Annotated in this window: 30 protein-coding genes; 20 read left to right on the plus strand and 10 right to left on the minus strand. The window is 67.1% G+C overall.

Annotation, left to right across the window (positions count from 1 at the left end; genetic code table 11):
- The first annotated feature begins 335 nt into the window (after positions 1–335).
- The 4 genes from AB0I53_RS09835 (at position 336) to AB0I53_RS09850 (ending at position 5,152) form a co-directional block, all read left to right on the plus strand.
- On the plus strand, positions 336–1,820 hold the full coding sequence (locus AB0I53_RS09835; RefSeq protein WP_358599251.1) for an FAD-linked oxidase C-terminal domain-containing protein: 1,485 nt from the start codon (positions 336–338) through the stop codon (positions 1,818–1,820).
- Positions 1,820–3,076 carry an FAD-binding oxidoreductase gene (locus tag AB0I53_RS09840; protein ID WP_358599254.1) on the plus strand — a complete coding sequence of 419 codons (1,257 nt, stop codon included), beginning with the start codon at positions 1,820–1,822 and terminating at the stop codon, positions 3,074–3,076. Before AB0I53_RS09835 ends, AB0I53_RS09840 begins: the two co-directional genes overlap by 1 nt.
- A complete protein-coding gene (locus AB0I53_RS09845; protein WP_358599257.1) occupies positions 3,076–4,395 on the plus strand; it encodes a heterodisulfide reductase-related iron-sulfur binding cluster in 1,320 nt (439 codons plus the stop codon). Before AB0I53_RS09840 ends, AB0I53_RS09845 begins: the two co-directional genes overlap by 1 nt.
- Positions 4,396–4,747: 352 nt before the next feature.
- Positions 4,748–5,152, plus strand: a complete 405-nt coding sequence (locus tag AB0I53_RS09850) for a hypothetical protein (protein ID WP_358599260.1) — start codon at positions 4,748–4,750, stop codon at positions 5,150–5,152.
- Between the two features lie 224 nt (positions 5,153–5,376).
- Here the strand turns inward: AB0I53_RS09850 and AB0I53_RS09855 are convergent, their stop codons facing one another.
- Both AB0I53_RS09855 and AB0I53_RS09860 read right to left on the minus strand, forming a co-directional pair.
- Positions 5,377–6,645: a tyrosine-type recombinase/integrase gene (locus AB0I53_RS09855; RefSeq protein WP_358599263.1), complete on the minus strand. Its 1,269-nt coding sequence runs from the start codon at positions 6,643–6,645 to the stop codon at positions 5,377–5,379.
- A gap of 9 nt (positions 6,646–6,654) precedes the next feature.
- On the minus strand, positions 6,655–7,335 hold the full coding sequence (locus tag AB0I53_RS09860) for a hypothetical protein (RefSeq protein WP_358599266.1): 681 nt from the start codon (positions 7,333–7,335) through the stop codon (positions 6,655–6,657).
- Here AB0I53_RS09860 and AB0I53_RS09865 point away from each other — a divergent pair.
- The 3 genes from AB0I53_RS09865 (at position 7,322) to AB0I53_RS09875 (ending at position 8,223) form a co-directional block, all read left to right on the plus strand.
- The gene (locus tag AB0I53_RS09865; RefSeq protein ID WP_358599269.1) at positions 7,322–7,525 is read left to right on the plus strand and encodes a helix-turn-helix transcriptional regulator; all 204 of its coding nucleotides are present in this window, start codon (positions 7,322–7,324) and stop codon (positions 7,523–7,525) included. The two genes, AB0I53_RS09860 and AB0I53_RS09865, sit on opposite strands and share 14 nt — an antisense overlap.
- Entirely contained in the window at positions 7,522–7,842 is a 321-nt protein-coding gene (locus tag AB0I53_RS09870; protein ID WP_358599272.1) for a hypothetical protein, read from the plus strand. The genes AB0I53_RS09865 and AB0I53_RS09870 overlap by 4 nt, the downstream gene beginning before the upstream one ends.
- A 78-nt stretch (positions 7,843–7,920) precedes the next feature.
- Positions 7,921–8,223, plus strand: coding sequence for a hypothetical protein (locus AB0I53_RS09875; protein WP_358599275.1), 303 nt, complete (start codon positions 7,921–7,923; stop codon positions 8,221–8,223).
- On the opposite strand, the gene AB0I53_RS09880 is transcribed toward AB0I53_RS09875, so the two are convergent.
- Positions 8,166–8,477, minus strand: a complete 312-nt coding sequence (locus AB0I53_RS09880; RefSeq protein WP_358599278.1) for a hypothetical protein — start codon at positions 8,475–8,477, stop codon at positions 8,166–8,168. The genes AB0I53_RS09875 and AB0I53_RS09880 overlap by 58 nt on opposite strands.
- Here AB0I53_RS09880 and AB0I53_RS09885 point away from each other — a divergent pair.
- The 12 genes from AB0I53_RS09885 (at position 8,452) to AB0I53_RS09940 (ending at position 18,069) form a co-directional block, all read left to right on the plus strand.
- Entirely contained in the window at positions 8,452–9,399 is a 948-nt protein-coding gene (locus AB0I53_RS09885; protein ID WP_358599281.1) for a phage tail tube protein, read from the plus strand. The genes AB0I53_RS09880 and AB0I53_RS09885 overlap by 26 nt on opposite strands.
- Positions 9,399–10,304 carry a hypothetical protein gene (locus tag AB0I53_RS09890; protein WP_358599284.1) on the plus strand — a complete coding sequence of 302 codons (906 nt, stop codon included), beginning with the start codon at positions 9,399–9,401 and terminating at the stop codon, positions 10,302–10,304. The genes AB0I53_RS09885 and AB0I53_RS09890 overlap by 1 nt, the downstream gene beginning before the upstream one ends.
- 135 nt (positions 10,305–10,439) lie before the next feature.
- Entirely contained in the window at positions 10,440–11,504 is a 1,065-nt protein-coding gene (locus AB0I53_RS09895; protein ID WP_358599287.1) for a hypothetical protein, read from the plus strand.
- Entirely contained in the window at positions 11,504–12,166 is a 663-nt protein-coding gene (locus AB0I53_RS09900) for a hypothetical protein (RefSeq protein ID WP_358599290.1), read from the plus strand. The genes AB0I53_RS09895 and AB0I53_RS09900 overlap by 1 nt, the downstream gene beginning before the upstream one ends.
- Positions 12,159–12,371, plus strand: a complete 213-nt coding sequence (locus AB0I53_RS09905; protein ID WP_358599293.1) for a hypothetical protein — start codon at positions 12,159–12,161, stop codon at positions 12,369–12,371. Before AB0I53_RS09900 ends, AB0I53_RS09905 begins: the two co-directional genes overlap by 8 nt.
- Positions 12,372–12,381: 10 nt before the next feature.
- Complete coding sequence (locus tag AB0I53_RS09910) at positions 12,382–13,635, plus strand: hypothetical protein (protein WP_358599296.1); 1,254 nt, start codon at positions 12,382–12,384, stop codon at positions 13,633–13,635.
- A gap of 4 nt (positions 13,636–13,639) precedes the next feature.
- Positions 13,640–14,767 carry a hypothetical protein gene (locus tag AB0I53_RS09915; protein ID WP_358599299.1) on the plus strand — a complete coding sequence of 376 codons (1,128 nt, stop codon included), beginning with the start codon at positions 13,640–13,642 and terminating at the stop codon, positions 14,765–14,767.
- Between the two features lie 377 nt (positions 14,768–15,144).
- Positions 15,145–15,540: a hypothetical protein gene (locus tag AB0I53_RS09920; RefSeq protein ID WP_358599302.1), complete on the plus strand. Its 396-nt coding sequence runs from the start codon at positions 15,145–15,147 to the stop codon at positions 15,538–15,540.
- A 20-nt stretch (positions 15,541–15,560) separates the two neighbouring features.
- Complete coding sequence (locus AB0I53_RS09925) at positions 15,561–15,806, plus strand: hypothetical protein (protein WP_358599305.1); 246 nt, start codon at positions 15,561–15,563, stop codon at positions 15,804–15,806.
- Between the two features lie 4 nt (positions 15,807–15,810).
- A complete protein-coding gene (locus tag AB0I53_RS09930; protein WP_358599307.1) occupies positions 15,811–16,710 on the plus strand; it encodes a hypothetical protein in 900 nt (299 codons plus the stop codon).
- Positions 16,711–17,058: 348 nt separating this feature from the next.
- A complete protein-coding gene (locus AB0I53_RS09935) occupies positions 17,059–17,730 on the plus strand; it encodes a Bro-N domain-containing protein (RefSeq protein ID WP_358599310.1) in 672 nt (223 codons plus the stop codon).
- Between the two features lie 72 nt (positions 17,731–17,802).
- Positions 17,803–18,069, plus strand: coding sequence for a hypothetical protein (locus AB0I53_RS09940; protein WP_358599313.1), 267 nt, complete (start codon positions 17,803–17,805; stop codon positions 18,067–18,069).
- A 556-nt stretch (positions 18,070–18,625) separates the two neighbouring features.
- On the opposite strand, the gene AB0I53_RS09945 is transcribed toward AB0I53_RS09940, so the two are convergent.
- Entirely contained in the window at positions 18,626–20,278 is a 1,653-nt protein-coding gene (locus AB0I53_RS09945; RefSeq protein ID WP_358599316.1) for an IS1182 family transposase, read from the minus strand.
- A gap of 173 nt (positions 20,279–20,451) precedes the next feature.
- Between AB0I53_RS09945 and AB0I53_RS09950 the strand changes: the two genes are divergently transcribed.
- A complete protein-coding gene (locus AB0I53_RS09950) occupies positions 20,452–21,978 on the plus strand; it encodes a pentapeptide repeat-containing protein (RefSeq protein ID WP_358599319.1) in 1,527 nt (508 codons plus the stop codon).
- A gap of 156 nt (positions 21,979–22,134) precedes the next feature.
- Here AB0I53_RS09950 and AB0I53_RS09955 read toward each other — a convergent pair whose 3' ends face one another.
- From AB0I53_RS09955 to AB0I53_RS09980, 6 genes are all read right to left on the minus strand, one after another.
- Positions 22,135–22,644: a hypothetical protein gene (locus AB0I53_RS09955; RefSeq protein WP_358599322.1), complete on the minus strand. Its 510-nt coding sequence runs from the start codon at positions 22,642–22,644 to the stop codon at positions 22,135–22,137.
- Positions 22,645–22,690: 46 nt separating this feature from the next.
- Positions 22,691–23,998: a putative T7SS-secreted protein gene (locus tag AB0I53_RS09960; protein WP_358599325.1), complete on the minus strand. Its 1,308-nt coding sequence runs from the start codon at positions 23,996–23,998 to the stop codon at positions 22,691–22,693.
- On the minus strand, positions 23,995–24,330 hold the full coding sequence (locus AB0I53_RS09965; RefSeq protein WP_358599328.1) for a hypothetical protein: 336 nt from the start codon (positions 24,328–24,330) through the stop codon (positions 23,995–23,997). The genes AB0I53_RS09960 and AB0I53_RS09965 overlap by 4 nt, the downstream gene beginning before the upstream one ends.
- 124 nt (positions 24,331–24,454) lie before the next feature.
- Positions 24,455–24,961: a hypothetical protein gene (locus AB0I53_RS09970; protein WP_358599330.1), complete on the minus strand. Its 507-nt coding sequence runs from the start codon at positions 24,959–24,961 to the stop codon at positions 24,455–24,457.
- Between the two features lie 99 nt (positions 24,962–25,060).
- On the minus strand, positions 25,061–25,612 hold the full coding sequence (locus tag AB0I53_RS09975) for a DUF3558 domain-containing protein (protein WP_245761800.1): 552 nt from the start codon (positions 25,610–25,612) through the stop codon (positions 25,061–25,063).
- Entirely contained in the window at positions 25,609–26,043 is a 435-nt protein-coding gene (locus tag AB0I53_RS09980; RefSeq protein ID WP_358599332.1) for a hypothetical protein, read from the minus strand. The genes AB0I53_RS09975 and AB0I53_RS09980 overlap by 4 nt, the downstream gene beginning before the upstream one ends.
- Positions 26,044–26,136 lie beyond the last annotated feature (93 nt).

A 26,136-nucleotide genomic window follows, 5' to 3' on the forward strand; every position in this document is an offset into this window, starting at 1 on the left:
CTGTCTTGTTGGCCGCATCCGCTCGGCTCCGGGCGCTCGGCATTCGCGGAGACGCGAGCATGGGAACTTTCCTGTCACCCAGCGGCCCGGGGAGCGTGAGCATGGGAACCTTCCTGCCATTTCCCGCCCGGCAGCGGCTCGTCTTGCGGGTGACGTGACAGGAAGGTTCCCTTGCTCTGGTCACGGCGGGAGCCGAGGGTGATCCTGGTGCTGTGCGGGACGCGATCGCGGCGGCGGGGACATCTTGTCCACCTCTTGTATCTATGTTGTGAACCTATGGTTCCCGATGACCGGGAGGGTCATTCCGTAAAACGGAAGTAATCGGGAGGCTGAGCATGCAGTCGACCAGCACCGCGGCCGAGCCGGCGCTCGACCAAGTCGTGCAGCGGTTCCAAGCGGCACTGCCGCCCAGCGCGGTGATCACCGACCCGCAGCGGCTGCGCACCTACGAGTGCGACGGGCTGGCGAGCTACCGGGTCGTGCCAGCCGTGGTGGTGCTGCCGGAAACCGCCGAGCAGATCCAGGAGATCGTCCGGATCTGCGCTGAGCACCAGGTCCCGTTCGTCGCCAGAGGCTCCGGCACCGGACTGTCGGGCGGGGCGCTCCCGCACGCGTCGGGCGTGCTCGTGGTGACCTCGAAGATGCGGCGGATCCTGGAGATCGACCTGGCCAACGAGCGGGCCGTCGTCGAACCGGGCGTGATCAACCTCGACGTCACCAAGGCCGTCGCCGCGCAGGGCTACTACTTCGCGCCGGACCCGTCCAGCCAGCAGGTCTGCTCGGTCGGCGGCAACGTCGCGGAGAACTCCGGCGGCGCGCACTGCCTGAAGTACGGCTTCACCACCAACCACATCCTCGCCCTGGAGGTCGTCACCCCGGACGGCGACATCGTCGAACTCGGCGGCAACGCGCGGGAAACCCCGGGCTACGACCTGCTGGGCGCGTTCATCGGCAGCGAAGGCACGCTCGGCGTGGTCACCAAGATCACCGTTCGGCTGCTGCGCAAGCCCGAGGTGGTGCAGACCCTGCTGGCCGGGTTCCCGTCCACCGACGAAGCGGGCGCGGCGGTGTCGGCGATCATCGCCGACGGTGTCACCCCGGCGGCGATCGAGATGATGGACGCGCTGGCCATCGAAGCCGCCGAACAGGCCGTGCAGTGCGGCTACCCGGAAGGCGCGGGCGCGGTGCTGGTCGTCGAACTGGACGGCCCCGCGGCCGAGGTCGAGCACACCTTCACCGAGGTGAAGCGGCACTGCGAGGCGCACGGCGCGTTCGAGATCCGGGTCGCCGCCGACGACCACGAGCGCGCGATGATCTGGAAGGGCCGCAAGTCCGCGTTCGCGGCGGTGGGCCGCATCAGCCCCGACTACATCGTGCAGGACGGGGTGATCCCGCGGACCGCGCTGCCCGAGGTGCTCGGGCGAATCGCCAGGCTCTCCGCCGAATCCGGCGTGCGGGTCGCCAACGTCTTCCACGCCGGCGACGGAAACCTGCACCCGCTGGTGCTCTTCGACGATGCCGAGCCGGGCGCGAACGAGCGGGCCAAGGCGGTCTCCGGCGCGATCCTCGACCTGTGCATCGAGCACGGCGGTTCGATCACCGGCGAGCACGGGGTCGGCGCGGACAAGGTCAAGTACATGGGCCGGATGTTCACCGCCGACGACCTGGACACCATGCAGCGAGTGCGCTGCGCCTTCGACCCGGTCGGAATCTGCAATCCGGGCAAGGTCTTCCCGACGCCGAGGCTCTGCGGCGAGGTGCCCGGGCCCCGGCGCGGCGTGCATCCACTGACCGAAGCGGGATTGGCGGACCAGTTCTGATGCCCACTACGACCAAGGACGCCGCGCACGACGCACTGGTGGCCGCGCTGGGCGCCGAATGCGTGCGGGAGGCGACGGAGGCGGACGCCGTGTCCGGCGTCCGCCCGCACTGGGTGGCCACTGTGGACGGAACGGAGCGGACGTCGGTGGCGATGAAGATCGCCGCCGAGCACGGCCTGCGGGTGGTGCCCAGGGGATCGGGCAGCAAGCTCGGCTGGGGCGGCGCGCCGGATGCCGTGGATCTGTTGCTCGACGTGTCGGCCGCCAACGGCATCGTCGACCACGCCGCGGGCGACCTCGTGGTGCACGCCCTGGCAGGAACGCCGATCGCCGAGGTCAACAGCACTGCCCGCGCCGCCGGGCAGCAGTTGGCGATCGACCAGCCGCTGCCGACGGCGACGCTGGGCGGCATCGTCGCGACCGGAACCTCGGGGCCGTCCCGGCACCTCTTCGGCGGAGTGCGCGACCTGCTGATCGGCATCACGGTCGTGCGGGCCGACGGCACGGTGACCACCGCGGGCGGCAAGGTCGTGAAGAACGTCGCGGGCTACGACCTCGGCAAGCTCTACACCGGTTCCTTCGGAACGCTCGGGGTGATCACCGAAGCCGTGTTCCGGCTGCACCCGGTCGCCGCCGAGCACCGCTGGATCACGGTCACCGCCGACGACCCGGCGAGCGCCGCGGCCGCCGCCGACATCGTCCGGCATTCCCAGGCGATGCCCACCGCGATCGAACTCGACCGGGTCGAGCCCGGCGGGCCGATCACGGTCTGCGCGCAGCTCGAAGGCAGGCCCACCGCGACGCACGACCGCGCGGTCGAGCTGGCCGCCGCCATCGGGCACGGCGCGGAAGTGCTGGAACAGGCCCCTTCGTGGTGGGGTCGATACCCGTTCGACCCGGCCAGCGGGATCGGCCTGCGCTTCGGCGCAGAGCCGACCGCGCTGCCGCGACTGCTCAGCGTCGCGCAAGACGCCGCCGCGGCGAGCGGTCTGCCATTGGCGATCCGCGGCGCCGCCGGGCTCGGCGTGCTGAACGCCGGGCTGCCCGGCGACGCGGATGCCGCCGCCGTCGCCGAGTTCGTCAAGGCGCTGCGCGCCAGCTGCGACTACGCGGTGCTGCTCCGGGCGCCGCAGGACGCCGCGATCGACCCGTGGGGGCCGATCGCGCCCGGGCTGCTGGCGCTGATGCGTCGCACCAAGGACCAGTTCGATCCGGAACACCGGCTCGCCCCCGGTCGGTTCGTGGGAGGAATCTGATGACCGAGACGCCGGCCAGCCCGGGCGCCTTCGATGCGCTGCACCCGCCGCAGCGCGAGCTCGTCGACGACTGCGTCCACTGTGGATTCTGCTTGCCCAGCTGCCCCACCTACGACCTGTGGGGCGAGGAGATGGACTCGCCGCGCGGGCGCATCTACCTGATGAAGGAAGGGCTCGAAGGCGAGCCCATGACCGACACGATGGTCGGTCACTTCGACGCATGCCTCGGCTGCATGGCCTGCGTGACCGCCTGCCCGTCCGGGGTGCAGTACGGCACGCTCATCACCGAGACGCGCGCGCAGGTCGAACGCAACCACAAGCGCGGCCGCTGGGAACGGCTCCTGCGCACGGCGATCTTCACGCTGTTCCCGTACCCGCGCCGCCTCAAGGCGATGCGTGGGCCGCTCGCGCTGTACCAGCGGCTCCGCATCGGCAACCTGCTCAAGCGTTCCGGGCTGCTGGCGAAGCTGCCGGACGGGCTGCAGGTGATGGAGTCCCTGGCGCCGCCGATCGGCCGCGCGCCGAAGCTGGGAAACCGGATCCCGGCGCGCGGAAAACGACGCGCGACCGTCGGGATGATCACCGGCTGCGTGCAGAGCGCGTTCTTCCCCGATGTCAACGCGGCAACGGCGCGCATCCTCGCCGCCGAAGGCTGCGACGTCGTCATCCCGCCGGCGCAGGGCTGCTGCGGCGCGCTCAGCGAGCACTCCGGGCGGGAAGCCGAAGCGGTGAAGTTCGCCCGCGAGCTGCTCGACACCTTCGAAGAGTCCGGTGTGGACTACATCGTCATCAACTCGGCGGGCTGCGGCTCCACGCTGAAGGAATACCCGCGACTGCTGCAGGACGACCCGGAATACGCCGAGCGCGCGGAACGCTTCTCCGCACGCGTGCGCGACATCGCCGAACTGCTCACCGAACTCGGCCCGGTCGCCGAGCGCCACCCGCTGCCGGTGCAGATCGCCTACCACGATGCCTGCCACCTGGCGCACGGCCAGGGCATCCGGTCGCAGCCGCGCGAACTCCTGCGCGCGATCCCCGAGCTGGAGCTCCGGGAGATCAACCGAGGCGAACTGTGCTGCGGCTCCGCAGGCGTCTACAACCTGCTCCAGCCGGAGGCCGCGCGCGACCTGGGCGACCGCAAGGCGGAGAACGTCCTCGCCACCGACGCGAAGCTGCTGGTGACGGCGAACCCGGGGTGCTCGATGCAGATCCGCACGGCGCTCGAGCGCCGCGGCGAGCACCTGGCGATGGCGCACACCGTGCAGGTGCTCGACGCATCCATCCGCGGCCAAGGCGTCGAAACGCTGCTGCGCGGCTGACCCGAAGCCCTGCGAGGTCGGACCTCGCAGGGCTCCCGCCGATCACGGCCGCGAAGCTCCTGCCGCCGCACCCCTTCCCGCCGGCAGCATCCGATCCACGGCCCAGGCTGCGCCGGGTGCAAGCATGGGAACTTTCCTGTCGCCACGCCTGGAGCATGGGAACCTTCCTGTCATTCCTGAGGCGCGGAACGCGAGCATGGGAACCTTCCTGTCACCGGCACGCAGTGATCGGCTGCGCGGGCGGTCGATTAGGCAGGGAGGTGATCGAGCTGTGGGTGCGCAGCGCGAAGCATCGGGCGAGTGCCTGGCTTGCGACCTCTCGAGCGGCGCGGTCCGGCTCCCGGGTGGGCGAGTGCACGAGACCGAATCCTGGGTGGTGGAGCACTGCGTGGGCCCGTTGGGCGTCGGAACGTTGCTGGTCAAGCCGTTCCGGCACGTCCTGCACATCGCCGAGCTGACCGAAGCGGAGAGCGCGGAGCTCGGCCCGCTCCTGCGGCGCGTCGCAGCAGCGGTCGAGGAAGTCGTGCGCCCGGAGCAGGTCTACGTCTGCTTGTGGTCGCATTCCGGCGGCACGCCCGGCCACATCCACTTCGTCGTGCAGCCGGCGACCCGTGACCTGATGGAGCGGTTCGGCGGCTACGGGCCGGCGCTGCAGATGGCGATGTTCACCGACAGCGCGATGCCCGACGAAGCCGCGGTGGAAGCGATCTGCGCCCGACTCCGCGCGGAGCTGAGCGGGGCGGGGCCGACTTCCTGAATCGGGTTCGCGCCGCCGGCCGTTCCGGTGCTGCGGGGCCGGAATGACAGGAAGGTTCCCATGCTCGCACCGCCCCAACCCCCATCCGGGCGCAACTGATCGTTCGACAAGCGTCACAGCCATTGACTGTGACAGTGTTGGTGTCGCTTGAGTGCTCTGACCTGCGGGTTTACGGCTTGCGGTGGTTGAAGGTGGATTACGGCGTCTGACCGCAAACTGGCAGGTCATCCTGCGTTTTGGTCGGGTTCGATCGAGTCCGATGAAGACTGCTGTTGGTCGACGTGTGCCCCATGACTTGCCCCATCTGCCCCACCACGGATTACGGTCAGCGTCGGTGCCTGGCCGAGGGCAGCGATCAGGCGCTGTCGGGCGGCGGCTGTCTGCTGTACGTACTCCTTGGTCTGTCGGATATCAGCGTGCCCCATGGCGTCAGCAAGTGCGAACACATCGAGCCCGCCATCCGCCGCGCGTGTGGCGAATCCCCGGCGACTCGCGTACAGCGACACCGACGGAACGCTCGCCTTCTTCGCAGCCCGGCGCATCCAATCCCCAACCCGATCGGATCGCAGAGGGTGTCCTCTCTTGGAGAGAAAGACCAGTGCACCAGTGCATTCGGTCCCATCGGTGTGTTCGACCCCGCAGCCGCCGGCGAGGCTACGTCCGTCGAGCTGGCGGTCTAGGATTTGGATCGCTTTGGGTGTCAGGGGGACCGCCCGCATGTCCTCGTCCTTCGGGTAGGGGCGGATGACGCGACGTCGCGCTACCAAGACCTCGCATACCACCACCCAGCCGCGCTTTAGGTCCACGTTGTGCGCATGCAGCCCACACAGTTCGCCAGGGCGGAGACCTGTTTCGAGGCTGAAATCCACAACGTCGCGGTAGTTCCGCAGGTGCTCGCCCATCTTCTCGGCGTTGTCCCGTGCGAGATAGGGCTTTGCCCGTTTGGTCTTTTTGGGCAGCTTGATACCAACGCAGGGTGAGGCCGTCAGGATGCCCTTGTCCTTCGCTGTCGTCATCGATGCTTGGAACACCGCGTAGATCCGCCGGACGTAGGCGGGGGAGGGCTGCCGTTCGTACTTCCAGGCGTCAACCCGGCCGGCCGTCAGGTCGTCGACCCATTCCTGAACGCCGGTGTCAGCACTGCCCTTGCTGGTGATCTTGTTGAGGTGAACGTCGCCCCATTTTGGACGGATGTACTTCTCAACAAGGCAGTGTTCGGTGACGTAGGTGTCGGACGGCCGTGCGTCCCGAGCGCTGGAGATGCGGTCCCACAATTCGCCCCACGGGATCCTTGCGGATTGCTTTCCGGTGTCGACCGCGGCTTGTCGGCTGGCGCTGATTTCTTCCTCGGTCGCGGCGTCGCGCGCGTCTTTCTTTCGTGTGAACTTCCGCGTCCGGCCTGTTGCAGCGTCCTTGACGTACTTCTTCGTTCCGGCTGAGTCACGGTATCCACCGCGGAAACCGCCACCCGGTAACGGGTCAGCCCATGCCATATCGCCTCCCTAGATCGTTGCTTGCAACACCTCACCTACAGCGGACAGGCAGGCGTGCGGGTCTACTCCGAGGTGTGGTCGCACCCGTAGACAGCGGTCCTTGTCGTGTGGTTTGCCCTGGTCGTGCTTGTTGTCGTCGGGGCGCTCCGTCTCGCCGTTGTCGTTGGGGCGCTCCGCCGGGCTTGGTTCTGTCGTGCTGGTCGGGGTGGTGCTCGGCTGATCTCGCGTGCTCGACGTGGCCGGCGCGCTCGTGGCTGACTCGGGTGGCGCTGATGGCGGCTCGGACTCGCCGCTCGACGTGGCTGGCGCGCTCGTTGTGGTGCCCGGCGCGCCCGGTGGCTGGGGCGCCGTCGGCGCGAGCGTCGTCATGTCGGTGTCGCGTGGTCCTGGCGTCAGCAGGGCTCGTGTCTCCTGCGGCTGGGGCGGGGACTCGCCGCGGGCATCGCGTTCGGTCACCGGAGCCAACACAATCGCCATGACCACCATGCCGGTGGATGCCGTCGCCGCCATCAACGCGAAGGCTGTCGTGTGGTCCCGCAGTTGGCGCAGCGTCCAGACCGCGCCGCTGAGGGTCAGCAGTACAACGGTGAGCAAGCCACCTCTGATGAGCTGCCAGCTGTGCTTGCGTTCATCGCGGGATCGTTGCTCCTGCTCGATTCGGGAGATCTCCGCGTCGATGCGGTCGCGCATCTGCTTCAGCTCGACCAGCCAACGCTGGCGAAGCGACTTCGCCGCCGCTGTCGACATCTCCTACAAGCACCTCTACGGGATCGAGACCGGCACCAACACGGCCGCCGTCGAAACCCTGTACCGGATCGCCAACCACCTGGGCGTCGACATCGAACAGGTGATGACCGCGTCCAAGGTCGGCGCGGCATGACCGGCGACGCCAGCCCCACCAAAGGACCGGTGCCGACGCACCCGATCCCGCCGCCCCGGCCGACCAAACCGAGCGTCGACGGGGGAGCGGCGATCCCCTCGCCGTGGATGACCGTTCGCGAAGCCGCCGCCTACACGCGCCGCCACAAAGACACCGTGCTGCGCGCGCTCCGCGAGTACCAGCGCACCGACGGCCGCAGCGGACTGCGGGGCGCCCAGCCGAAACCGCACGCCTGCTACCGGATTCGCCGCGACGACGCCGACCGGTGGATGGCCGGTGAGCTGCCCGCCCGCGCGCGGCGACTCGCCCACGCCTGATCCCCCAACAGAAACGCGGGCCGCCGCTCCCGGCCAAGAGCGCGGCGCCCCGCTCACCACGAGAGATCGGAGCTCTCAATGGCTGCAACGAAGCCTATCCCGCCGGAAATCGAGGCCGAACGCACCGACGTGTCGCCGACCTTCCTTGAGGCGCTGGGCATGCACACCGAATCCCGTGCCCGCGCCGACCACGACTTGGTCGAGCAGGACAACCGCGCCTGGCTCGCACTGCCCAGCCGGCACTGCAACGGCGGCGCCTGGAACCCGTGCGCCACGCCCGGCGCGTGGGAGCTGCGCGGCTACGTCGGCCGCGCGTTCTGCACCTACCACGCGGCGGCGCGGCTGCGGATCGCCGACAACCTCGCGGCGGTGACCCGATGATCGACCACCGCGCCAAGGCCGAACGGCTGCTCGCCGACGGGGACCGGACGGACCGGTGGGTCACCGAGGCGCATGTGCACGCCACGATCGCGCTCGTCGACGCCCTCCGCCAGCACGGCTCCGCCGAGACCGACCGAGCTGAGGAGACCGGCGTCGAGCGGCTGACGCCGGAGCAGATCGCCAACCGGCAGACCCTCGCGGGCCGACTGCGTGCCGCTGGCGAACGCGGTGAGCACCGCGCAGCCGGACGCCACGAACGCGCCGACGGTCTACAAGCACACGTTCACCCCCGGCCCGCCACCGCCCGGCCTGACGATCCAGGTGGGCCGACCGGACACCGCTGGCACGGTGCACCCGTTCACCTACACCGGCTGCAAGGTGTCGAGCTGGACGTTGTCGAGCGCCATCGGCGAGATCGTCACTCTCGCTGTGACGGTCCTTGGCCGCGACGAAACGACCGCCACGCCGCTTGCCACCGCCAGCTACCCGGCAAACCTCGACCTGCTCACGTTCGTCGAGGGCAGTCTCACCGTGGCCGGCAGCGCGCACGAAATGCGGTCGATCAACCTGCAAGGCACCAACGGGCTCGCCGATGACCGGTACGTGCACGGCTCGCGGCTGCGCAATGAGCCGTTGGAGATCGGCGCGGAAGGCTCGCAGGCCCGGGTCTACAGCGGCACGATCGAGGGCGAGTTCAACAACCTCACCGCCTACAACCGGTTCGTCAACGGCGATGAGGCCGAGCTCATGTTGCTGTTCGCCGGCGCGAACATCGCCGGCGCGTTCAACTCCGAAGTGAAGATCACCGCGAACGTTCGGTTTGACGGCACCACGCCGAACGTGCCCGATGGCAACGTGATCATGCAAACCTTGCCGGTCAAGGTCATCGACAACGGCGCCACGTCAAGCGCGATCTGGTGTTCACCGTGCTCGGCATCGACCGCGCGTCGAACACCTTCGACAAGGTCGGCGACTCGATCGACCGCATGGGCAACCGCGCCACGAAGGCACTCGCCGGTGTGGCCGGTGGGTCGGCCGTTGCGGCTGCCGGTGTCGCCGCCGCGGTTGGTGCCTTGCCGTTGGCGTTCATCGGGATCGGCGCCGTTGCCCTACGAGAAAACGCCGCCGTACGCGACAGCTTCCAGGACCTGTCCGAGACTGTCCGCACTGGACTGATGGCTGATGCCGCGCCACTGGAACCGGCGTTCGTCGGCGCGGCGGATGGGATGGGCTCGGCGTATGAGGAGCTGCGCCCACTGATGCGGGACGCCTTCGCCGCTTCGGTGCCCTTCGTGGCCACCCTGACCGACGGCGTGGTGGATTTCGCCCGCAACGCGATGCCGGGCATGGTTGCCTCGGTGGAGCGTGCCGGGCCGGTCGTCGACGGCATGGCATCGCTGATGGCCGACGCCGGCGCCGGCGTCGGCGAGTTCTTCGAGATCGTGTCGACCGGCTCGGAAGACGCCGGGCTCGGCGTCGAGCACCTCGGCCAGCTCGTCGCCGGCGTGCTGCCGGAAGTCGGCGGCGTGCTGGTCGGTCTGACCGGGGTGTGGGCCGAGCACGGCGACGAGGTCGCCGACGTCGTTACCCGGATCATCGGCGTGATCAACGATATGTCCGGCGGTGCGCTGCCGGTGATGTCCTCTGCCGTGGGTGTCGCGCTCGACGTGCTCTCGGGCGTGCTCAACGTCATCGAGCCGCTGTCGGGCGCGCTGGGGCCGCTGATCGGCATGTGGCTGTCGCTGGCGACCACGATGCGCGGGATCCGCGCCGTGCGCGACGTCGTGTCCGGTGTGGCCACGTCGATGATTCAGTTCAGCGACACCACACGTCGCGCCGCCGGCAGTGGCAGTCTGATGCAGACCGCCGGCCGCGGCATGCTCGGCGTGCTGGGCGGCCCGTTCGGCGTCGCGCTGGCCGCCGCAACGATCGGGCTCGCCCTGTTCGGGTCGGCCAGCCAGAGCGCGGAGGGCGACCAGCGGTCGTTGTCGTCGGCGCTGCGGGATTCCGCCGGGGCGTTCGACTCCAATGCCCGCTCGGCCATCATGCAGTCCGAGCAGTACCAGTCCATTGCCGGATAGGTCGAGGCGGCCGGGCTGTCCCACCAGGAGTACATCGACGCTCTGATCAGCGGCGGCCCCGCGCTCGATGGTGTGCGTGCCGCGCTGCAAGGGCAGGTGCAGGCAGCCTACGAGGCACAGGGCAGTTTCACCGGGGTGTCTGGGGCCTTGCGGGAGCAGTCCGACGCGTCAACGGATTTGCTGCTGGCCACCGACGGACTGCGCGGCACCATCGTAGGCGCGATCGACGATCAGCGGCAGTACACCGATGCGGTGTACTGCGCGGACTCGGCGATGAGCCAAGCGGTTCCCGGCGCGGACTCGCTACGCGAGGCGATCAACACGCTGAAGAACTCGACCGCGGACACCGCCGACCGCGTCGACGCGCTCAACGCCGCCTGGCAACAACTGTTCGGCGTGCAAATCTCGATGGATGAGGCCACCGCCCGGTTCGAGGAAGGGTTGGACACCCTGCGGGAATCCCTCGACGGCGTCCGCGGCGGCACAGCCGGCTGGCAAGCGGCACTGTTCGCCGCCGACGGACAGATCAATCTGACCACCGAGGAAGGCCGCGAGCTGCACGACAACCTCGTGCAGCAGGGCGACCAGTACCGAACGCTAGCGCAGACCGCCTACGACACGGCGCTGCGCCAGGGGCAGTCGCAACAGCAGGCCGCCGCTGCGGCGGTGTCCGCCTCGGAGCAGCGCCGCGGGCAGTTCATCGCCGAGGCGATGCAGATGGGGTTCACCGCCGATCAGGCGCGGGCGCTCGCAGACCGGTATTTCGGCATCCCTCGCGACGTAGCCACGCTGATCACGACACCCGGGGCGTGGGACGCAGTGAACGCCGCCGACAGCGTCCGCAACGCCGTGAACGCAATTCCGCGATGGCGCTACGTCGACATCGTGGTGCGTGGCCCCGGGCTGGGGCAAACCAACCCCGGTTCAGGGATTCCGCTGCCGCTGCGCGCGCACGGTGGTCCGGTCGCCTCACAACGTCCGGTGCTGGTCGGCGAAACCGGACCCGAGCTGCTTGTCCCATCCGGGCCGGGCCGCGTGTTGCCAGCGCACGAAACGCGGCGAATGCTCGCGCAGGCCGGCCCGTTCCGCGAGCCGACGCCGCGGGCAACGATCCACATCGGCACGTTCGTGGCGCAGCCTCACCAGTCGCCCTACGACATCGCCGCTGATCTGGACTGGTTCTCTCGTGGGGGTGGGTAGTGGCCGCTGGTGATCTGATCACGACCGATGGGCAGATCGAGTGGCGCGGCGCCCTGCTCGGTGTGGACACCACGTACGAGCTGGTGCAGTTGGAGGGTTGGCAAGACCTGCCCGACATGCGCGATGGTGACGCCGAGCTGGCCAACCAACACGGCTACCAACCCGGCCAGCTGCACGCCGACCGGCGAATCATCACGCTGTCATTCGAGCTCGGCGACCCGGACCCGACAGCGTTTCGAGCCGCCGAGTCGACGTTGCGGCGCGTCACCGCCCCAGACGAAAACCCTGCCGAGGAACCGCTCGTGGTGCAGTGGCAGGGCATCAAAGCGATGGTGATGGCGCGGTGTGTGCGCCGCATGATCCCGACCCCGGTGGAGTACCACTACGGGCTCACCCGCGGGGCGATCCAGTGGCGCGCCACCAACCCGCGGCTGCTACACCTGCCGCAGCAGTCGTTCACCACTGCCCCGCCGGCGGCCGGCGGCGGTGGCCTTGTGTGGCCGCTGACGTGGCCGTTGGTGTGGGGCACCGCGCAGTCCGGCGGCGAGCTCGTCATCACCAACGACGGCAATGCCCACGCGCAACCGGTGTGGCGGATCACGGGGCCGTGCACGCGGCCGGTGATCCCGCAACGTCGACACCGGTCAGGAACTCGTGTTTGACGACACGTACACGCTGCCTGCTGGGCACCCCCTGATGCTGACCACGCAGGACAGATCGGTTCTGTTGTCCACCGGCGTGAGCCGCAGCAACGTGCTTGTGCGGCGGCAGTGGTTCACGCTGCCGCCCGGCGACACCCGAGTGCGGTTCGAAACGAGCGACGGCACCGGGCAGCTCGAATGCCTCTATTACCACACGAGTTTCTGAGGGGGTTCCCGTGGCCGAGCGCCATTCGTGGGCAGTGCAGCAGGTTTCCGGCGTCGGACAGCAGACCGTCGAAGACGGACGGATCACCGTCGCTGCGCTCGCGACCCCGAGCGGACAGATCACGTCCCGCAGCGGGTTGTTCCCGGCAGCAGCCACACCCGGCGCAGTGACCGCCACCAACCCGACCGCCGACGGGTTCGTGCACATCGCCCCGTTCCGCGCCGTGGTGCAGTCCAGCCGCGGCGGCGGCGCCTACATCATGTGCTTGGACGCGGTGAAGGACATCAACGTGCTGGGCACGGTCCCCGCCGACGCGTCCAACCCACGCAACGACCTGATCGTGTTCCAGCAGTCCGACGCGTATTTCGGCGACGCCAACAGCGACATGGTGGTGCGGCACATCGTCGGCACCCCGGGGGCGACCCCGATCGACCCGGCGGTGACCGGAAGTGCCGACTACATCGTGCGGGCGCGCATCGTGGTGCCGGCCAACGCAACCATGATCACCACTAGCAACATCACGAACTTCGACACGCCCCGCACCGTGGCCGCCGGCGGCATCCTGCCGGTCACCGACGCCACCGCCCGCAGTGGCGTCGCCAACCCCTACGCCGGGCAGGCCGTGTACCGGCTCGACACCAAGCGCGTCGAAGTGCACGACGGCACCGATTGGCGGGTGCCGAGCATCCCGGTGGTGGCCGCCGCATCGGAGATCAGCAACCCGATCACGGGACAGCTGATCATGTTGTCGTCGACGAACATCGTGCAGCGCTGGACCGGTTCGGCGTGGGTAGATGCGTTCCCGATCGGCGGCACCACCAACGCCACCCGCCATGAAGCGCGGTACTTCCGGGCCACGACGCAGCCCGCGCAGGGCATCCCGAACAACGTCGACCAGCGCGTGCACCTGCCTGATGTCGACTACGTCAGCGATGACGTGTCGGTTGCCGCGGTGTCGGCTGGGACCGAGTTCACGCTGAACCGCTCGGGACTGTGGCACCTGGCCGCCAACGTCCGGTTCGTGCCGTCGGCATCAGCCGCGGAACGGGCGATAGCGATCGGCTCCAGCCCAACCGCGAGCCGCAATGGGCAGGCCGGCAGCGACCAAACCGGCGAGCCGGCGACTCTGAGCTGCTCGACGACGCGCCGGTTTAACGCCGGGGAAAAGGTGTCGGTGTGGGCCTACCAGAACACCGGCGCGACATTGAACCTGGACCCGTTGGGCAACGGCATCAACTTCTCGTTGACGTGGCCGCGGGGGTGATCCGGTGGCGCTGCCCGTCTGCACCTATGCGATCGCCGACCTGCGCACCAACACCCTGTTGGAGGAGGTGCCGCTCACGTCGGTGCGGTTCAACAAGCCGCTGAACGGTAGCGGCCGGTTCACCGCCACGTGGAAGCTCGATGAGCGGTCCGGGCATCTCAACCCGCACGACCTCACGATGCCCGCCCGCCGTGTGGTCTACGCGTTTCGGGACTCCCGCCCGATGTGGGGCGGGGTGATCTGGTCCCGCTCCTACGATTCCGAACGAGACACCGTCGAGATCGGTGCCGGCGAGTTCTGGTCGTACTTCGACCACCGCAAGGTGCTGCCGGTGCTGCCGTCGACGGTGAGCCTGTCGACGGTGGCCGGGCTGTCCACCACCTACGCCAACGTGGAGCAGAACGACATCGCCCGCCAACTCGTCGCCCAGGCGCAAGCGCACACCGGCGGTGACATCGGCATCGAATTCGATACCTCCACATCGAACACCCGGCGAGACCGCACGTACAACGGCTACGACCTGACCGACGTCGGCGAGGCACTGCGCAACCTGTCCAACGTCATCGACGGCCCCGACATGGTGTTCGACGTGCTGCCGTCCGCTTCTGGCGCGCCGCGGCGCATCCTGCGCATCGGGACGCCGTGGCTGGGCCAACAGGGTTCGTCGCACGTGTGGGAGCTCGGCGGCAACGCCATCCGCTACACCTGGCCCACCGACGGCACCCGCATGGCCACCCGCGCCTACGCCGTCGGCGAAGGCGTCGACCTCGGTACCCCGATCGCCGTCGCCGAGCAGGCCGAACGCTATGGCCAAGGGTTCCCGGTGCTGGAGCTGGAGAACAACTACAGCGGCGCCGAGTCCGAGGCGACGTTGGCCGGCCACGCCGAAGCCGACCAGCAAGCCGCCCGCATGCCCGTCGTGCTTCCCACGATCGAAGTGCGCGGCGACATCCCGCCGACCGCCGCCGACATCAACCGCGGTGACGACGGCTGGCTCGTATTGCCGCCGGATCGGTTCCACCGCAACGGGTTCGAAGGCGCCGTGCGCGTGATCGACATGGATTTCGCGCCGTCCATCGACGCCGAGCGCGTGGTGTTGACGTTGGCGCCGCTGCTCGATGGCGTGGCCTAGAGGGGGGAACGTGGGGCAGATCAATCAACCGTCCAACCTGCTGGACCGGATCAAGCGCGCCGAGCAGCAAATCCAGCGGCTCTGGAAGTCCGTGGGGTTGGCGTCGGCCACCATCAGCCGCGGCGGCTTGACGCTGCTGCAAGACGCGTTCCTGCGCATGGTCGACGACAACAACACCGAGATCCTGTACGTCGGCCCGGACAACACCGGCAAGCAGGTGCTCACGATCCGCCGCGAGGACGGCTCGCGCATCCTGTTCACGCAAGGCGCGCAGCAGTTCGGCCGGGATTTCTGGGCGTTCACCGACACCGCCGGCAACATCGTGGTCTCCGACGACGCGGCCACCGGCAAAAGGGCTCGCCCGCCCGTGGCTGCCGGTGAACCTGCAACAGCTGTTCGTGCCGCGCACGATCACCACCCACACCGACGGGCTCGGCGAAACCTACGGCTACGCCACGATCGACGCTGTCAAGGTGGGCGCCGAAAAAACCCTGTGGGAAGGCCGCGCGTCCATCTCGCATTCGTGGATCACCGTCGATGGCGTGTGGGGGCGAGCGCTCGACTCGCCGAGCATCACCTATCGGCTCAAAGTCGGCGGCGTGCAGGTGGGTTCGTGGACCGGCGGCACTTTGGAAGCCTCGCAGAAAGGGCCGTTCGACGTGTCGGCGCAAGTCGGTACCGACTGGAAAGCCGTTGAGCTGACCGTCACCACGTCGGGAACCGGCGTCATCGCCTGTCAGGTACTCGGCTGCTACCTACACCAATCCGTCTGAGCCTCACTACTGGAGAGCGCATGCCCCCGCCTGACAGCGGCGTGACGATCACGCTGTCCCAGATGTACGGAGAAATGCAGGCCATGCACGGTGAAGTCCGCGAAATGCGAACCGAGCTGCGTGCCGGGCTCGCGACCGTGTCCGACCACGAAACCCGCCTGCGCACCCTCGAACGCAAGGTGTGGGCCGCCGCCGGCGCTTCCGGGATTCTCGGCGCGATCATCACCGCTCTGCTGGCCGCGTACACCAAGAACTTTGGGATGTGATCGCATGGCCTGGCGCGTCGCGCGCAGCTTGGAAGTCCTCCGCCAGCAGTTCAATGCGAGGTACCCGACCAGGAAAAAGACCAGCGACGGTGGCGTCGGCGACGCCGTGCACGCCGCTCGCAGCTCAGATCACAACCCGTGGGTTGGCCCCGCCAGCGACGGCATGATGCTGGTGACCGCTCGGGACTTCACCCACGATCCAGCGTGCGGCATGGACACCGACCGGATCACTGACGAACTCGCCGCATCCCGCGATCCGCGCATCAAATACCTGATCGCCAACGGCTACATCCTCGACACCCGGCCCGGATTCAACCCGTGGCGCTGGATGCCCTACCGCGGCACCAACCTGCACACCAAGCACTTCCACATCAGCGTGATGCCGGAGCTCTGCGACGACGACAGCCCGTGGAACGTGCGCAGTTTCAACAACACGCCCACCACGGGCGCACAGGAGGTAGACGACTTGACCCCCGAACAAGCTGCACAGCTGACCCGCATCGAAACCGAGCTGCTCGGCCCCCGCGGCGAGAACGGCCGAATCCACGGCTGGGGCACCGAAATCGGAGCCCGAACCGTGGTCGCCATGCTCGTCGACCTGTACAACGCGGTGATCGCGCCGAAGCCGTCGCGGGTGCCGGGCGCGGAGCAGATCATGGTGCCGCTCGCCGACGCCGTGCGCGACAACAACGCGGTGATCTACCAGCTGCCCGCGATGATCAACGCCGCCGGTGGAACCGACCCGGCCGCCGTCGCCGCGGCCATGCGCCCCGTGCTGGTCGAAGTCGTCGGTCCCGTGATCCGTGAAGCGGTCACCGCCGCGCTCGGCGACGACAACGAGCACCAGGCCGATGCGATCGTCACCGAGCTGGCGCAACGCCTCGCAGGACGCGAGACCGCCTAACGACTCGGACCCGGATGCGGAGGTCGACCGACCCGATGTAGCTTTCGATTCATGGGTCGACAGCAAGTTCGAGTCGCGAAACACGGATACAACATGTTGTGTGTTTGACCTGCGATAACACCGGCATGTTGCGAAATGGTCGTGTCGGGGGTGTGTGCTTTACTGACTGTGACCACGTCGTGAGATGTCGTCACCAAGCGGTCTCGTCGGGAGGCGACGCCGGCAGAAAACGGGGTCGCGCGTGCTTCCACCACGCGCGACCCCGGCACAAGAACGCGGTGCGGCGTGTGCTTCCACCACGCGCCTCACCAAATCCATCTGCTACGTCAACTACTCGGAGGAGCTGACGTGTCCGAGATTCTGCCATTCGCCTATCAAGAGCACCACGTGCGGGCGCTTATACGTGATGACGAGCCGTGGTTCGTTGCCGCCGACGTCGCAGCGGTGCTCCAGCTTGGCAGCCCCCGAAGCTCGCTCGCACTGCTCGATGAGGACGAAAAGGGTGTCCACAGTATCGACACCCTTGGAGGAGTGCAGCAGGTTTCGATCATCAACGAGCCCGGCCTCTACTCGCTGATTCTCCGCTCGCGCAAGCAGGAGGCCAAGCAGTTCAAGCGGTGGATCACCCACGAGGTGCTCCCATCAATCCGCCGCACCGGTCGTTTCGCCGTCGTGGGGCAGGCGGCCGACCCGCGGCTGGAGCCTCACACTCTGACATGGGACGAGGCTGCGGCACTCATGCGGCAGCGATACGGCATCGACCTCGACACCACCGAACTGTGTCGGTTGTTGCGTACAGCAGGGGTACTGAAGCAGAACGGAAGCCCTCGCAAGCCGTGGCGCGATCTGTTCTGGTTCACCGGTAGCGCATGGACCATCCATCCGCACGCTTTGGTCCGGCTCGCTTCGCGGGCTGCGGAGGTCGGGCGGGAGCTCCGTGATTTCCGCATGCTTCAGATGCAACTCGAGTACGACACCCGGTTTGGGGCCCTGAACCCGGCCGATCGTGACGCCGCCTGACCACCCTCCCACACCATCCGAACGGGCACCGCAACCGCGGTGCCCGTTTTCTATTGCATGAGGAGGAAGCCCGTGTCCGACCAGCTCACCGCCTGGTTGCGCACCATCGTGCCCGCCGCCTGGTCCGCCCTGGTGGCCTACCTGGTCACGCTCGGCGCACCGGGCTGGCTCGTCAACGCGCTCGGCGACGCCGGGCCGACTCTTGCAGTCCCGATGATCCTTGGAGCCGTGTACGCCGGGCTCCGCGCGATCGAACCACGCATGCCCGCGTGGCTGACGCGCATCGTCCTCGGAAGCAACACGCCACCCGTCTACAGCTCAGCTGGCGACGGAAAGTAGGAGAGGCGCCGCGCCCCACAGCAGGGCGCGGCGCCCTTCGGCCGTCGCTACCGGAGTGGCAATACTTCGAGTGCTCCTGCGACAAGGCCGGCCACGCTCACGGAACCGGCCGCCCACGCGAGGTTGCTACGGAAATGCCGGAACGCCTCGCCTCGGCGGCGCTTGCTCGGACTCATCAACGCTTGAACACCGGGAGTCACCACGAGACACGCGGCCGCTAAGACCCATCCCAGCAGGAAAAACGTGGACATCTACACCCTTCCATCGTGACCAAATGCGGTTAGGAAGGGGAGGAACGACTACGGAACGCTACGCATAAAAGGGCGACCCCGAAAGTTCCCTGCCCTCAATCCTGCCAGGCGCGCGTCACGCCACGATCTTGGGCTTGACGAAGAGGTACCCGCCGACCCGACAGCAAGACGCCCCGCGCGTTGTAACGGTGTCTCTGTGGCGTGCGGCGCGAGCCCGTCCCGAGGGGGCGGCACCGCGCTGCCTGAACCAACGCGCCCACGCACCCTTCACCGGGACGCTGTTGGCGAATCCGCCCCGTCGCCGTTTACGCGGCGGGGCGGAGTGCCGCGAAGTGGGATGTTCGGGTGGGTGCGAACGGGGTGTCGGTGAGCCAGGCGTTGAGGCGGGTGAGGTTCATCGCGGCGGCGGTGAGCAGGTGCTGTAGCCGGGTCTTGTCCAGCCCTCGGTAGCGGGACCGGCGGAGCCCGAAGGCGCTGACGCCTTGGGCGATGGTTCCTTCGATGCCGGCTCTGTGCTGGTAGGAACGTTGCCATTCCGGGGTGCGTTGCTCGAGCCTGGCCTGCCGAAGCGCTTCGTGTTCCGCTTGCAGGCGAAGCGTGATCCGGCGTCCGGAATGACCGCCGGTCTTGGTGCACTTCTCACGCACCGGGCAGGCTCGGCAGTCGGCAGGGTGGAAACGAGCCCGGATAACCGGTATGCCGGCCTGGCTTCGATCCTGTCTCCACTGGGTGCTGATCTTGCCGGTAGGGCATGTCACGTGCTTGTTGTCCCAGTCGACGGTGAACATCGTGCTGTCGAATCCCGCGCCGGCCTTGCTTTGCCATCCGGTGTCGGATTTCACCGGGCCGACCAGTTTCACCTGGTGGCGCTGCTGGGCGGTGACCAGGTGGTCGGCGTCGACATAGCCCGCATCGACCAAGTGCTCATCGGGCAGCAGCGTGCGTTCGGCCAGTCCTGTGTGGATTACGGCGGTCATGCTCATGTCCGCCACCGAAGCCGGTGTGGTGACGACATGGGTGATCAGGTGCGGCGCGTCGGGCTCGCAAGTCTCAGTCAGATGGACCTTGTAGCCGTCCCAGGCGGTCTCGCGCTTGGCGCCGGTGCGCGCGTCCGCGTCGTAGGGAGTGGTCAGCCGTATCGTCGCTGGCGGCACGTTCTTCGGCTCGCGCCAGCGCACCTGGCCGTCTTCGAGCTGGTATTGCTGAATCCACGCCTGCCGCAGGAAGTCCACCGCGGGCAGGTGCCGTAACCACTCCGGCGCGCCAGCGGCGAACACCGCCTGAAGCAGCACCATGCCATCCGCGCCGACCTGGTGACCATGCTTGACCCGGGCCGCCCACCGTGACGGGGACCTCGTGTCCTCTGGGCGGGCCGAATAACGATCGAACCATTCCGGCTCAACATGATCGATGAGCCAGTCCCCGGCCACCGCCGCCACCGCGTTCAGTGCGGCCCTCAGTGTCTCGACGGCGAACTCCAGCCTGTTGAGCTCCCGCGTCGTCGCCAGCACGTGGGTCGAGTCGCTGCGCTGCCTCTTGCCGGCGGCGAGCAGGCCGGCTGCGCGAGCAGCCTCCAACACCGCGTCCAGCACACGCCGCTCCAACCCGCCCTCGATCAGCCGAGCACGAAACTCGCTGAGCACCGAGAAGTCAAACCCCGGATCGGCCAGCCCCAGCCCCAAGGCGTACTTCCAGTCAATTCTGGCCCGCACCGCATGAGCGGCTTGCCGATCAGACAGGCCCTCGCAGAACTGCAGCAACGACACCAGAGCCAACCGGCCGGGTGAAACAGCAGGCTGACCCCGCGCAGAGAACAACGCGCTGAACTCGACGTCGGAGAACACCGGCCCCAGGACATCGCGCATCCGCATCGCCAGACAGCCCTGAGGAAATACCGCATGCGCCACCCGAACCGTCTCAGCAGGAACCTCGCTCGCGCACACCGGACGCAACGACACCCACAGCCTCCAACGGCAACCGCCCTGGCAAGATCAGTTGATCTTGCCAGGGCGATCCCAGGCCCCACATTCGCCAACAGCGTCCCTTCACCGGGTGCGGGGGCGCGCTTGCCGTGCAGGCATATTCATCGAAATCGACCCGGTCCCGATCGGCTTTCGGCAACCTGTAGATCATGAGCAGTCCTGTGCGGAAGGCCGACGAGCGCGAGCCCACGCCGAGCGCATCAGTACCGGTGATGCATCGCCGGACTATCCCGATCGGCGTTGTGGTCCTGGTGCTCGTCGCCGTGGTGTCGGTGTCGGTTCTGTTGATGCTGTTCGGAGGAGGAACCGAGCAGGACAAGATCCGGCTGGAGATCGTCAAACTCGCCGGAAGCATTGTGATCGGCACCGGCGGTGCGGTCGCGTTGTGGCTGGCTGCCCGTCGCCAGCGCATCACCGAACTCGATCTCGCCCACCGGGAACGCGTCGCGGCCGAGACGAAGGCGCGCGAAGAACAGGTCGCCGCCGACAACCGCCACGATGCCCAGGAGCGCCGCATCACCGATCTGTACTCCGCAGCGGGCGAACAGCTCGGATCGGCCGATGCGCCGGTACGCATCGCCGCCCTGCTCACCCTGGAACGCCTGGCCCAGCACAACCCTGACCACCGGCAACCCGTCATTGACCTGCTCTGCGCGTACCTACGTATGCCCTTCTTCCCGCCCGACACCGACGACACGACCACGCCGGGCCGGCCCGGACCGACCGAAGCCCGCAGGCTGGGGCTACACCCGCCACAACGCCGCAGGGCCACACGCTCACCGATCAGCGAACTGTCTATCGCCTCCGCCGCCGCCGCTACGGCATCTATCCACGACCACCACGAGCAAACCCGGCAAGAGCTTCAGGTTCGTCTCACCGCTCAACGTCTGATCACCGATCACTTACGTCCTGACTTCGATGAGGACGGCAATCCCACCAACGCCAAGTTCTGGAAATACATCGCCCTCGACCTCACCGGCGCCACTCTCATCGAATGGGACATGCGGGCCTGCCGTGCCCGAACCTGCCGATTCGGCGGGACCACCTTCCACGGCCACGCCCTGTTCAACCAGACGACCTTCCAAGGCCAAGCGCTGTTCGACCGGGCGACCTTCCGGAAACGCGCCGAGTTCGACGGGACAACGTTCCAGCGCGACGCCACGTTCGACCAAGCAAGCTTCCAAAGGGACGCTAGGTTCCGGGGGGCGACCTTCCAGGACGACGCCACGTTCGACCAGACGGCCTTCCAAGGCCACGCCTTGTTCGACCGAGCGACCCTTCATAGCCGCGCCTGGTTCGGCGGGGCGACCTTCCAGAGTCGTGCCAGGTTCGGCTGGGTGACCTTCCGGGGCCGCGCCGAGTTCGGCTGGACAACGTTCCAGCGCGACGCCACGTTCGACCAAGCAAGCTTCCAAAGGGACGCCTGGTTCGGTGAGGCGACTTTCCAGGGCGACACCACATTCCGCCAGTCGACTTTCCAGGGCGTTACCTACTTCAAGACGACCACCTTTGGCAACTTGTATCACTTCCGTGATGCGAAAATTTTCTCGCCTGAGATGTGCTACCTCCCGGTCGGCTGGCGGCCTCACTTCCCGACGGTTCCGCTGCCGGCGCCTTTCCGTGAGTGGCTGCTGTTGGTCAAAGAAGGTGAGGCAGAAGCCGCGACTACGTCGTAACGCTGCGGGCGCGACCGTCGCCCCCAATTCAGAGCGTGGCCGAACGAACAAGCGCCCCGCGTACAACGGTGCAGGTCTCGACATGGGGGGCCTGAAATTTGTTGTCGTCTTCGCAGTGGGGCGGTTCGTGCACCAAGGACGTAGCCCGGCTAGAGCTCATTGACCGCTATGCGAACCAGGGCTCTCCGGGCGCACGGAAGCCACGAACTCCTGGAAGTCCCCGATGACGGCCTTGAAATTGTCCTCCGCGGCTGTGAGAGACAGCCTGATCACCGCTCGCTCCTGCGGGCGGTCGACATCGGACATTGAGAGGTAGACCTGGCACTGGATCAGCTCGGTGTGCTCTCTCTCGACAAGAGTGGTGACTCGCAGTACTTGGGTCAGACCTGGTGCGTCAGCGGACCCGAATTCGGTCCGCTGTGACAGCGATACTGTCGTGGCCGCTTGGTGAAGTCGGTTGATCGACTCGTCGGCGATTTCGGCCAGCGAGGCAGCATCCGGGCGATGTTCACCGTCGATCGTGATGTTGGTCGTGAAGCCGGGGCGATTCGTGGCCGGATGGATCGCGACGAACGCCGCGCCGGGCGCTCCCGCAGCGTCGGGTGGAACCGCCTGCCAGCCCTTCGGTAGACGGAATTCGATCGGGATCGGCAAGGACGTAGCCACTGGTCACTCACTCCGTTTCTGGGATAGGACGCTACTGCGGCGCATATCAGTCCAGCCATCCGGAGATGGTTCGTTGAGCGTCCCCATACACGTCGCCTGCGGCCTCCCCGATCTTTCCGACCGTCTCGGCGGCATCGGTGACCGTCTTGGTCACCTTGGCGGGGTCGACGGTGAGCTCGAAACCGAGCTTGCCGCCAAGACCGTATGCGCCACCGGCATTTGCACCGACGTGCCATTTGCCGTCATCGCCTTGGCCGACGGTGACGCCAGCCTCGGCACCAACGCCTGCCCACCCTTCTGCGACGACGTTGACACCGATACCACCAATGTCGCCACCGCCTTTGACTGTTCCTTTCGCGCCTGCGAACGCGTCGGCGGTCGCGCTTACTCCCTTCGGCCCTACCGTGACTTGGGCGCCGGCCTGAGCACCCCCGAACACCTCTGCTTTGCCGTTCGCGCCAAGGGGCCCAACGTCAACACGCCCTTCTGCCGACGCTTTCCCGCCGAGCCCGGCCTCTACTCGTCCTTTGAGACCCTCATCGGTGATCGACGCGGCTGCGGTGAGTGCCGCCTCCGCGCCGGCCTCAGCCTTGCCGGACAGCTTGAGGAACTCGTTGCCTGTCGACCCCTCTGCGCTGGCCTTGCCCAGCTGGGCGAACGCCTTGAGCTCACCGAGCTTGCCGTCCGCCGGGCCTTTTGCTTCGAACCCTGCGCCGAGACCGCTCGCCTCGGCCTTCCCAGAGGTCTTCCAGTCATGCGTCACCGCATCGACCAGTTCGTCAAGGAGACCACGCTCCCGCGAATCTTGCCGACCGATTCGTTCGGCGACGCGCCGCCCGAAGTCTTCTAGCTGTTCGCGAGCGCGGGCGAGGAGCTCGATTGCTTCCTTCCGAGCTCGCTCACCAGGATCCGAAAATGGCGCGAGAGAAACAACGTTGGCACTCCCAGCGGCGGCATTGGCCTGGTTCTGTGCATTGGCTTGCGCGACGGCCTCGTTGTACTCTGCTGCGGCCTTCTCCGTCGCGGCCTCGCCCTCTTCCCAACGGGCGATGGCTTCTGTCGCTTGGCCCTGAGCCCAACGCAGTGTGAATGCGTATTCAGTCAACGAAGTCGAAGCAGCGTCCAGCAGGTCGCAGACCTTGAACCACTTCGGTGGTTCTTTCGTGAACAGGTCCATGAATGCGGTGCTTGACTCGCCAGTCCAGCCAACGACGTCAACACGCTTGAGATCGTCTCCCACCGTGCCGAACTTCTCGCTCTGCTGACGCAGTTTGGCGACGGTGTCCTCAATGGAGCTCGGTTCGCCTGGGATCAATGCCTTGGGGTCGGTAGTCTGCCCGAGTTCCGTCATCATCGACCCCCATCCGCAGGTCCGTTCGGCGAAGCAATCTCGCCAACCACCTTCTGGACCGCGGCTTGGGCCTCGAGGTCCCGGTCGATGTACGAGCGGGCAGTGTCGTGCAGTGCAGTGCTTGCCGACTCGGAGGTCTGCGCGAGGATCTGGGCGGACAACTCCACACCAGAGCAAAAATCGATCAAAGCTTGGTGCACACCGTCATGGCCGAAGTCGCCGGAAGGAGCGGCAAGATTCGCCAACTGGCTGGCTGCCATACCGACCACCGCATCGGTGATTCGTGACGCGGCGTCCCGCAATGCAGCCGGATCGACTTCGAATCCATCCCCCATGATTTGCCCTTTCCTCCATACCTCGAACTGCGCAGCCAGGTTCGGGCACGTCACAGCTGAGGACAGCACCGCACCGTCACGCGTTTGACACGTATGCCGTCGTCGCTGAACACACCGGCATGCTTCAGAGTTTCCCGATCACCAGGCCGCGCCAGGTCCATCCGGCGCCGGTGACAGCCTCTTCCAATGGGGGCTTCAATTCGCCTGTCGAGAACGTGCGCTGGGATTCCTTGACCAGCTTTCCCTGTTCGTCTCGCGTGAAGGTGGCGCTGTAGGACTTCTTGTTGATCTGACCGCGCGCGTACCTGGTCGCCAATGTCAGCCGCGGAGTTCCCCCGGCCCACGTGACCGACCATTCCTGGTCCAAAGATCGGACCTCATGCTTCGACGGATCAAGCCGCATCAACGTCCTGTTGATCGTCGTCACGTTGCCGAAGTAGCCGTACCAGTGCGCATCGGCGATCTTCCACTCGGCGACCAAGTCAACGCCATCTGGCCGCCCGTCACGAACCACAAACGGCCTGTCCGGACTATTGACCCCAAGAAGTGCTGCACGAACAACCTCTACAGACTGCGGCGGAACCCCGCCCGAAGGCCGTTTAGTCCCGGTGAACCAGTCAAACAGCCCCACCACACCACCCCATGGACCTCGACTGCGGATTGCGACGTCGAACGGCTCGCACCTCACGAAAGGGCCGCGAGCCGTTCGAGCACGCCGCAAGCGGGCACGTTACTTGGGAAGACGGGGCTCGACCTGTCGGGCGATCTTCTCGGCCTCGCCGCACTTGTCGGACACCGAATCGGGCTTGGACTCGGTGACGTCGACGAGAACGACGCCGCCGCCCGCGTCGAGGACGATCGAGCAACCAGCGTCGACCGTGCCCCCGCCGCCTTCAACGGCACGAGCAGCGTTGCGACCGTTGATGCTGAACTTCTCGTACTTGTCCCAGTTGCCGCCGGTCTCGTACTTGTCGACGGTCTCTTCCTCGTTCTTGTAGAGGGTGAGCAGGATTTTTTCGCCCATGTAGCTGCAGCCCGGTTCAAAGCTCAGCTGCTCTGCCTTCTCGCCCGGGCCCTCGACGCCGGCGGCGCTCAGATCTTCCTGCGTGAAGAACGCGCACGTGTCGAAGTTCTTCAAACCCGACCCTGCCGCACTCGATGTTGGTGGCTGCTCTGTGGTGGTCTTACCGTTGCCGCCAGCTGTACCACCAGAGCACCCGGCGAGGCCGATCAACACCAAGCCGGCGGTCGCGGAGATCAGGGTCCGAGAAAGTGCGGTCACTGGATACCTCGCTGAAGATCCTGGGCGATCTGGTCGTCGGTCGCACGATAGTCCCTTGCAGCCGCACGGAAGGCATCCGCCTGTTCCTGTAAGACTTTCTGCATCTCCTTGATCAACGGCAGGGCGCCGGCTGTTTCGTGTTCAGCCTTGTCAACGAACCGTTGCGTCAGTTGCTGACCATCCGGGTAGTTACCCAGGCCCACCACGCGGCCAAGCTGCCTGGCATCACGCATCAGCACGGCCAGCTCCTGGATCTCTTCTTCCACGCGGTTGGCTGCCTTCTCCGCAACCTCTGGGTCCAAGGCCAGCTTGCCGGCGCTGACCTGCTGGTTGATCCATTGGGTCTTGCCGCGGACGGCCTGCAGACCTTCCAGCGCCGCCTCGAAACCGCCCTGAGTCACAGCTCGCTCTCCCCCTGGCTTGTCGATCAACCAGGGGGATGCTATCGGCCATGCCTCGCTCGTGGGGATGTTTCGGACACGTCAAGTTGAGCCCCGTTGCAATTGCCAACGGCGCCCGATCGG

This window comes from Saccharopolyspora sp. NPDC050389, from assembly GCF_040655595.1.
In the GTDB taxonomy this organism is placed as follows: Bacteria; Actinomycetota; Actinomycetes; order Mycobacteriales; family Pseudonocardiaceae; genus Saccharopolyspora.

What these genes read in the sequence shown, in the direction of transcription:
- AB0I53_RS09835 (WP_358599251.1), top strand. Translation starts at nt 336, where the DNA reads ATGCAGTCGACCAGCACCGCGGCCGAGCCGGCGCTCGACCAAGTCGTG.
- AB0I53_RS09840 (WP_358599254.1), top strand. Translation starts at nt 1,820, where the DNA reads ATGCCCACTACGACCAAGGACGCCGCGCACGACGCACTGGTGGCCGCG.
- AB0I53_RS09845 (WP_358599257.1), top strand. Translation starts at nt 3,076, where the DNA reads ATGACCGAGACGCCGGCCAGCCCGGGCGCCTTCGATGCGCTGCACCCG.
- AB0I53_RS09855 (WP_358599263.1), bottom strand. Translation starts at nt 6,645, where the DNA reads ATGGCATGGGCTGACCCGTTACCGGGTGGCGGTTTCCGCGGTGGATAC.
- AB0I53_RS09865 (WP_358599269.1), top strand. Translation starts at nt 7,322, where the DNA reads ATGCGGTCGCGCATCTGCTTCAGCTCGACCAGCCAACGCTGGCGAAGC.
- AB0I53_RS09860 (WP_358599266.1), bottom strand. Translation starts at nt 7,335, where the DNA reads ATGCGCGACCGCATCGACGCGGAGATCTCCCGAATCGAGCAGGAGCAA.
- AB0I53_RS09870 (WP_358599272.1), top strand. Translation starts at nt 7,522, where the DNA reads ATGACCGGCGACGCCAGCCCCACCAAAGGACCGGTGCCGACGCACCCG.
- AB0I53_RS09875 (WP_358599275.1), top strand. Translation starts at nt 7,921, where the DNA reads ATGGCTGCAACGAAGCCTATCCCGCCGGAAATCGAGGCCGAACGCACC.
- AB0I53_RS09890 (WP_358599284.1), top strand. Translation starts at nt 9,399, where the DNA reads ATGGCTGATGCCGCGCCACTGGAACCGGCGTTCGTCGGCGCGGCGGAT.
- AB0I53_RS09925 (WP_358599305.1), top strand. Translation starts at nt 15,561, where the DNA reads ATGCCCCCGCCTGACAGCGGCGTGACGATCACGCTGTCCCAGATGTAC.
- AB0I53_RS09930 (WP_358599307.1), top strand. Translation starts at nt 15,811, where the DNA reads ATGGCCTGGCGCGTCGCGCGCAGCTTGGAAGTCCTCCGCCAGCAGTTC.
- AB0I53_RS09950 (WP_358599319.1), top strand. Translation starts at nt 20,452, where the DNA reads ATGAGCAGTCCTGTGCGGAAGGCCGACGAGCGCGAGCCCACGCCGAGC.
- AB0I53_RS09960 (WP_358599325.1), bottom strand. Translation starts at nt 23,998, where the DNA reads ATGATGACGGAACTCGGGCAGACTACCGACCCCAAGGCATTGATCCCA.
- AB0I53_RS09965 (WP_358599328.1), bottom strand. Translation starts at nt 24,330, where the DNA reads ATGGGGGATGGATTCGAAGTCGATCCGGCTGCATTGCGGGACGCCGCG.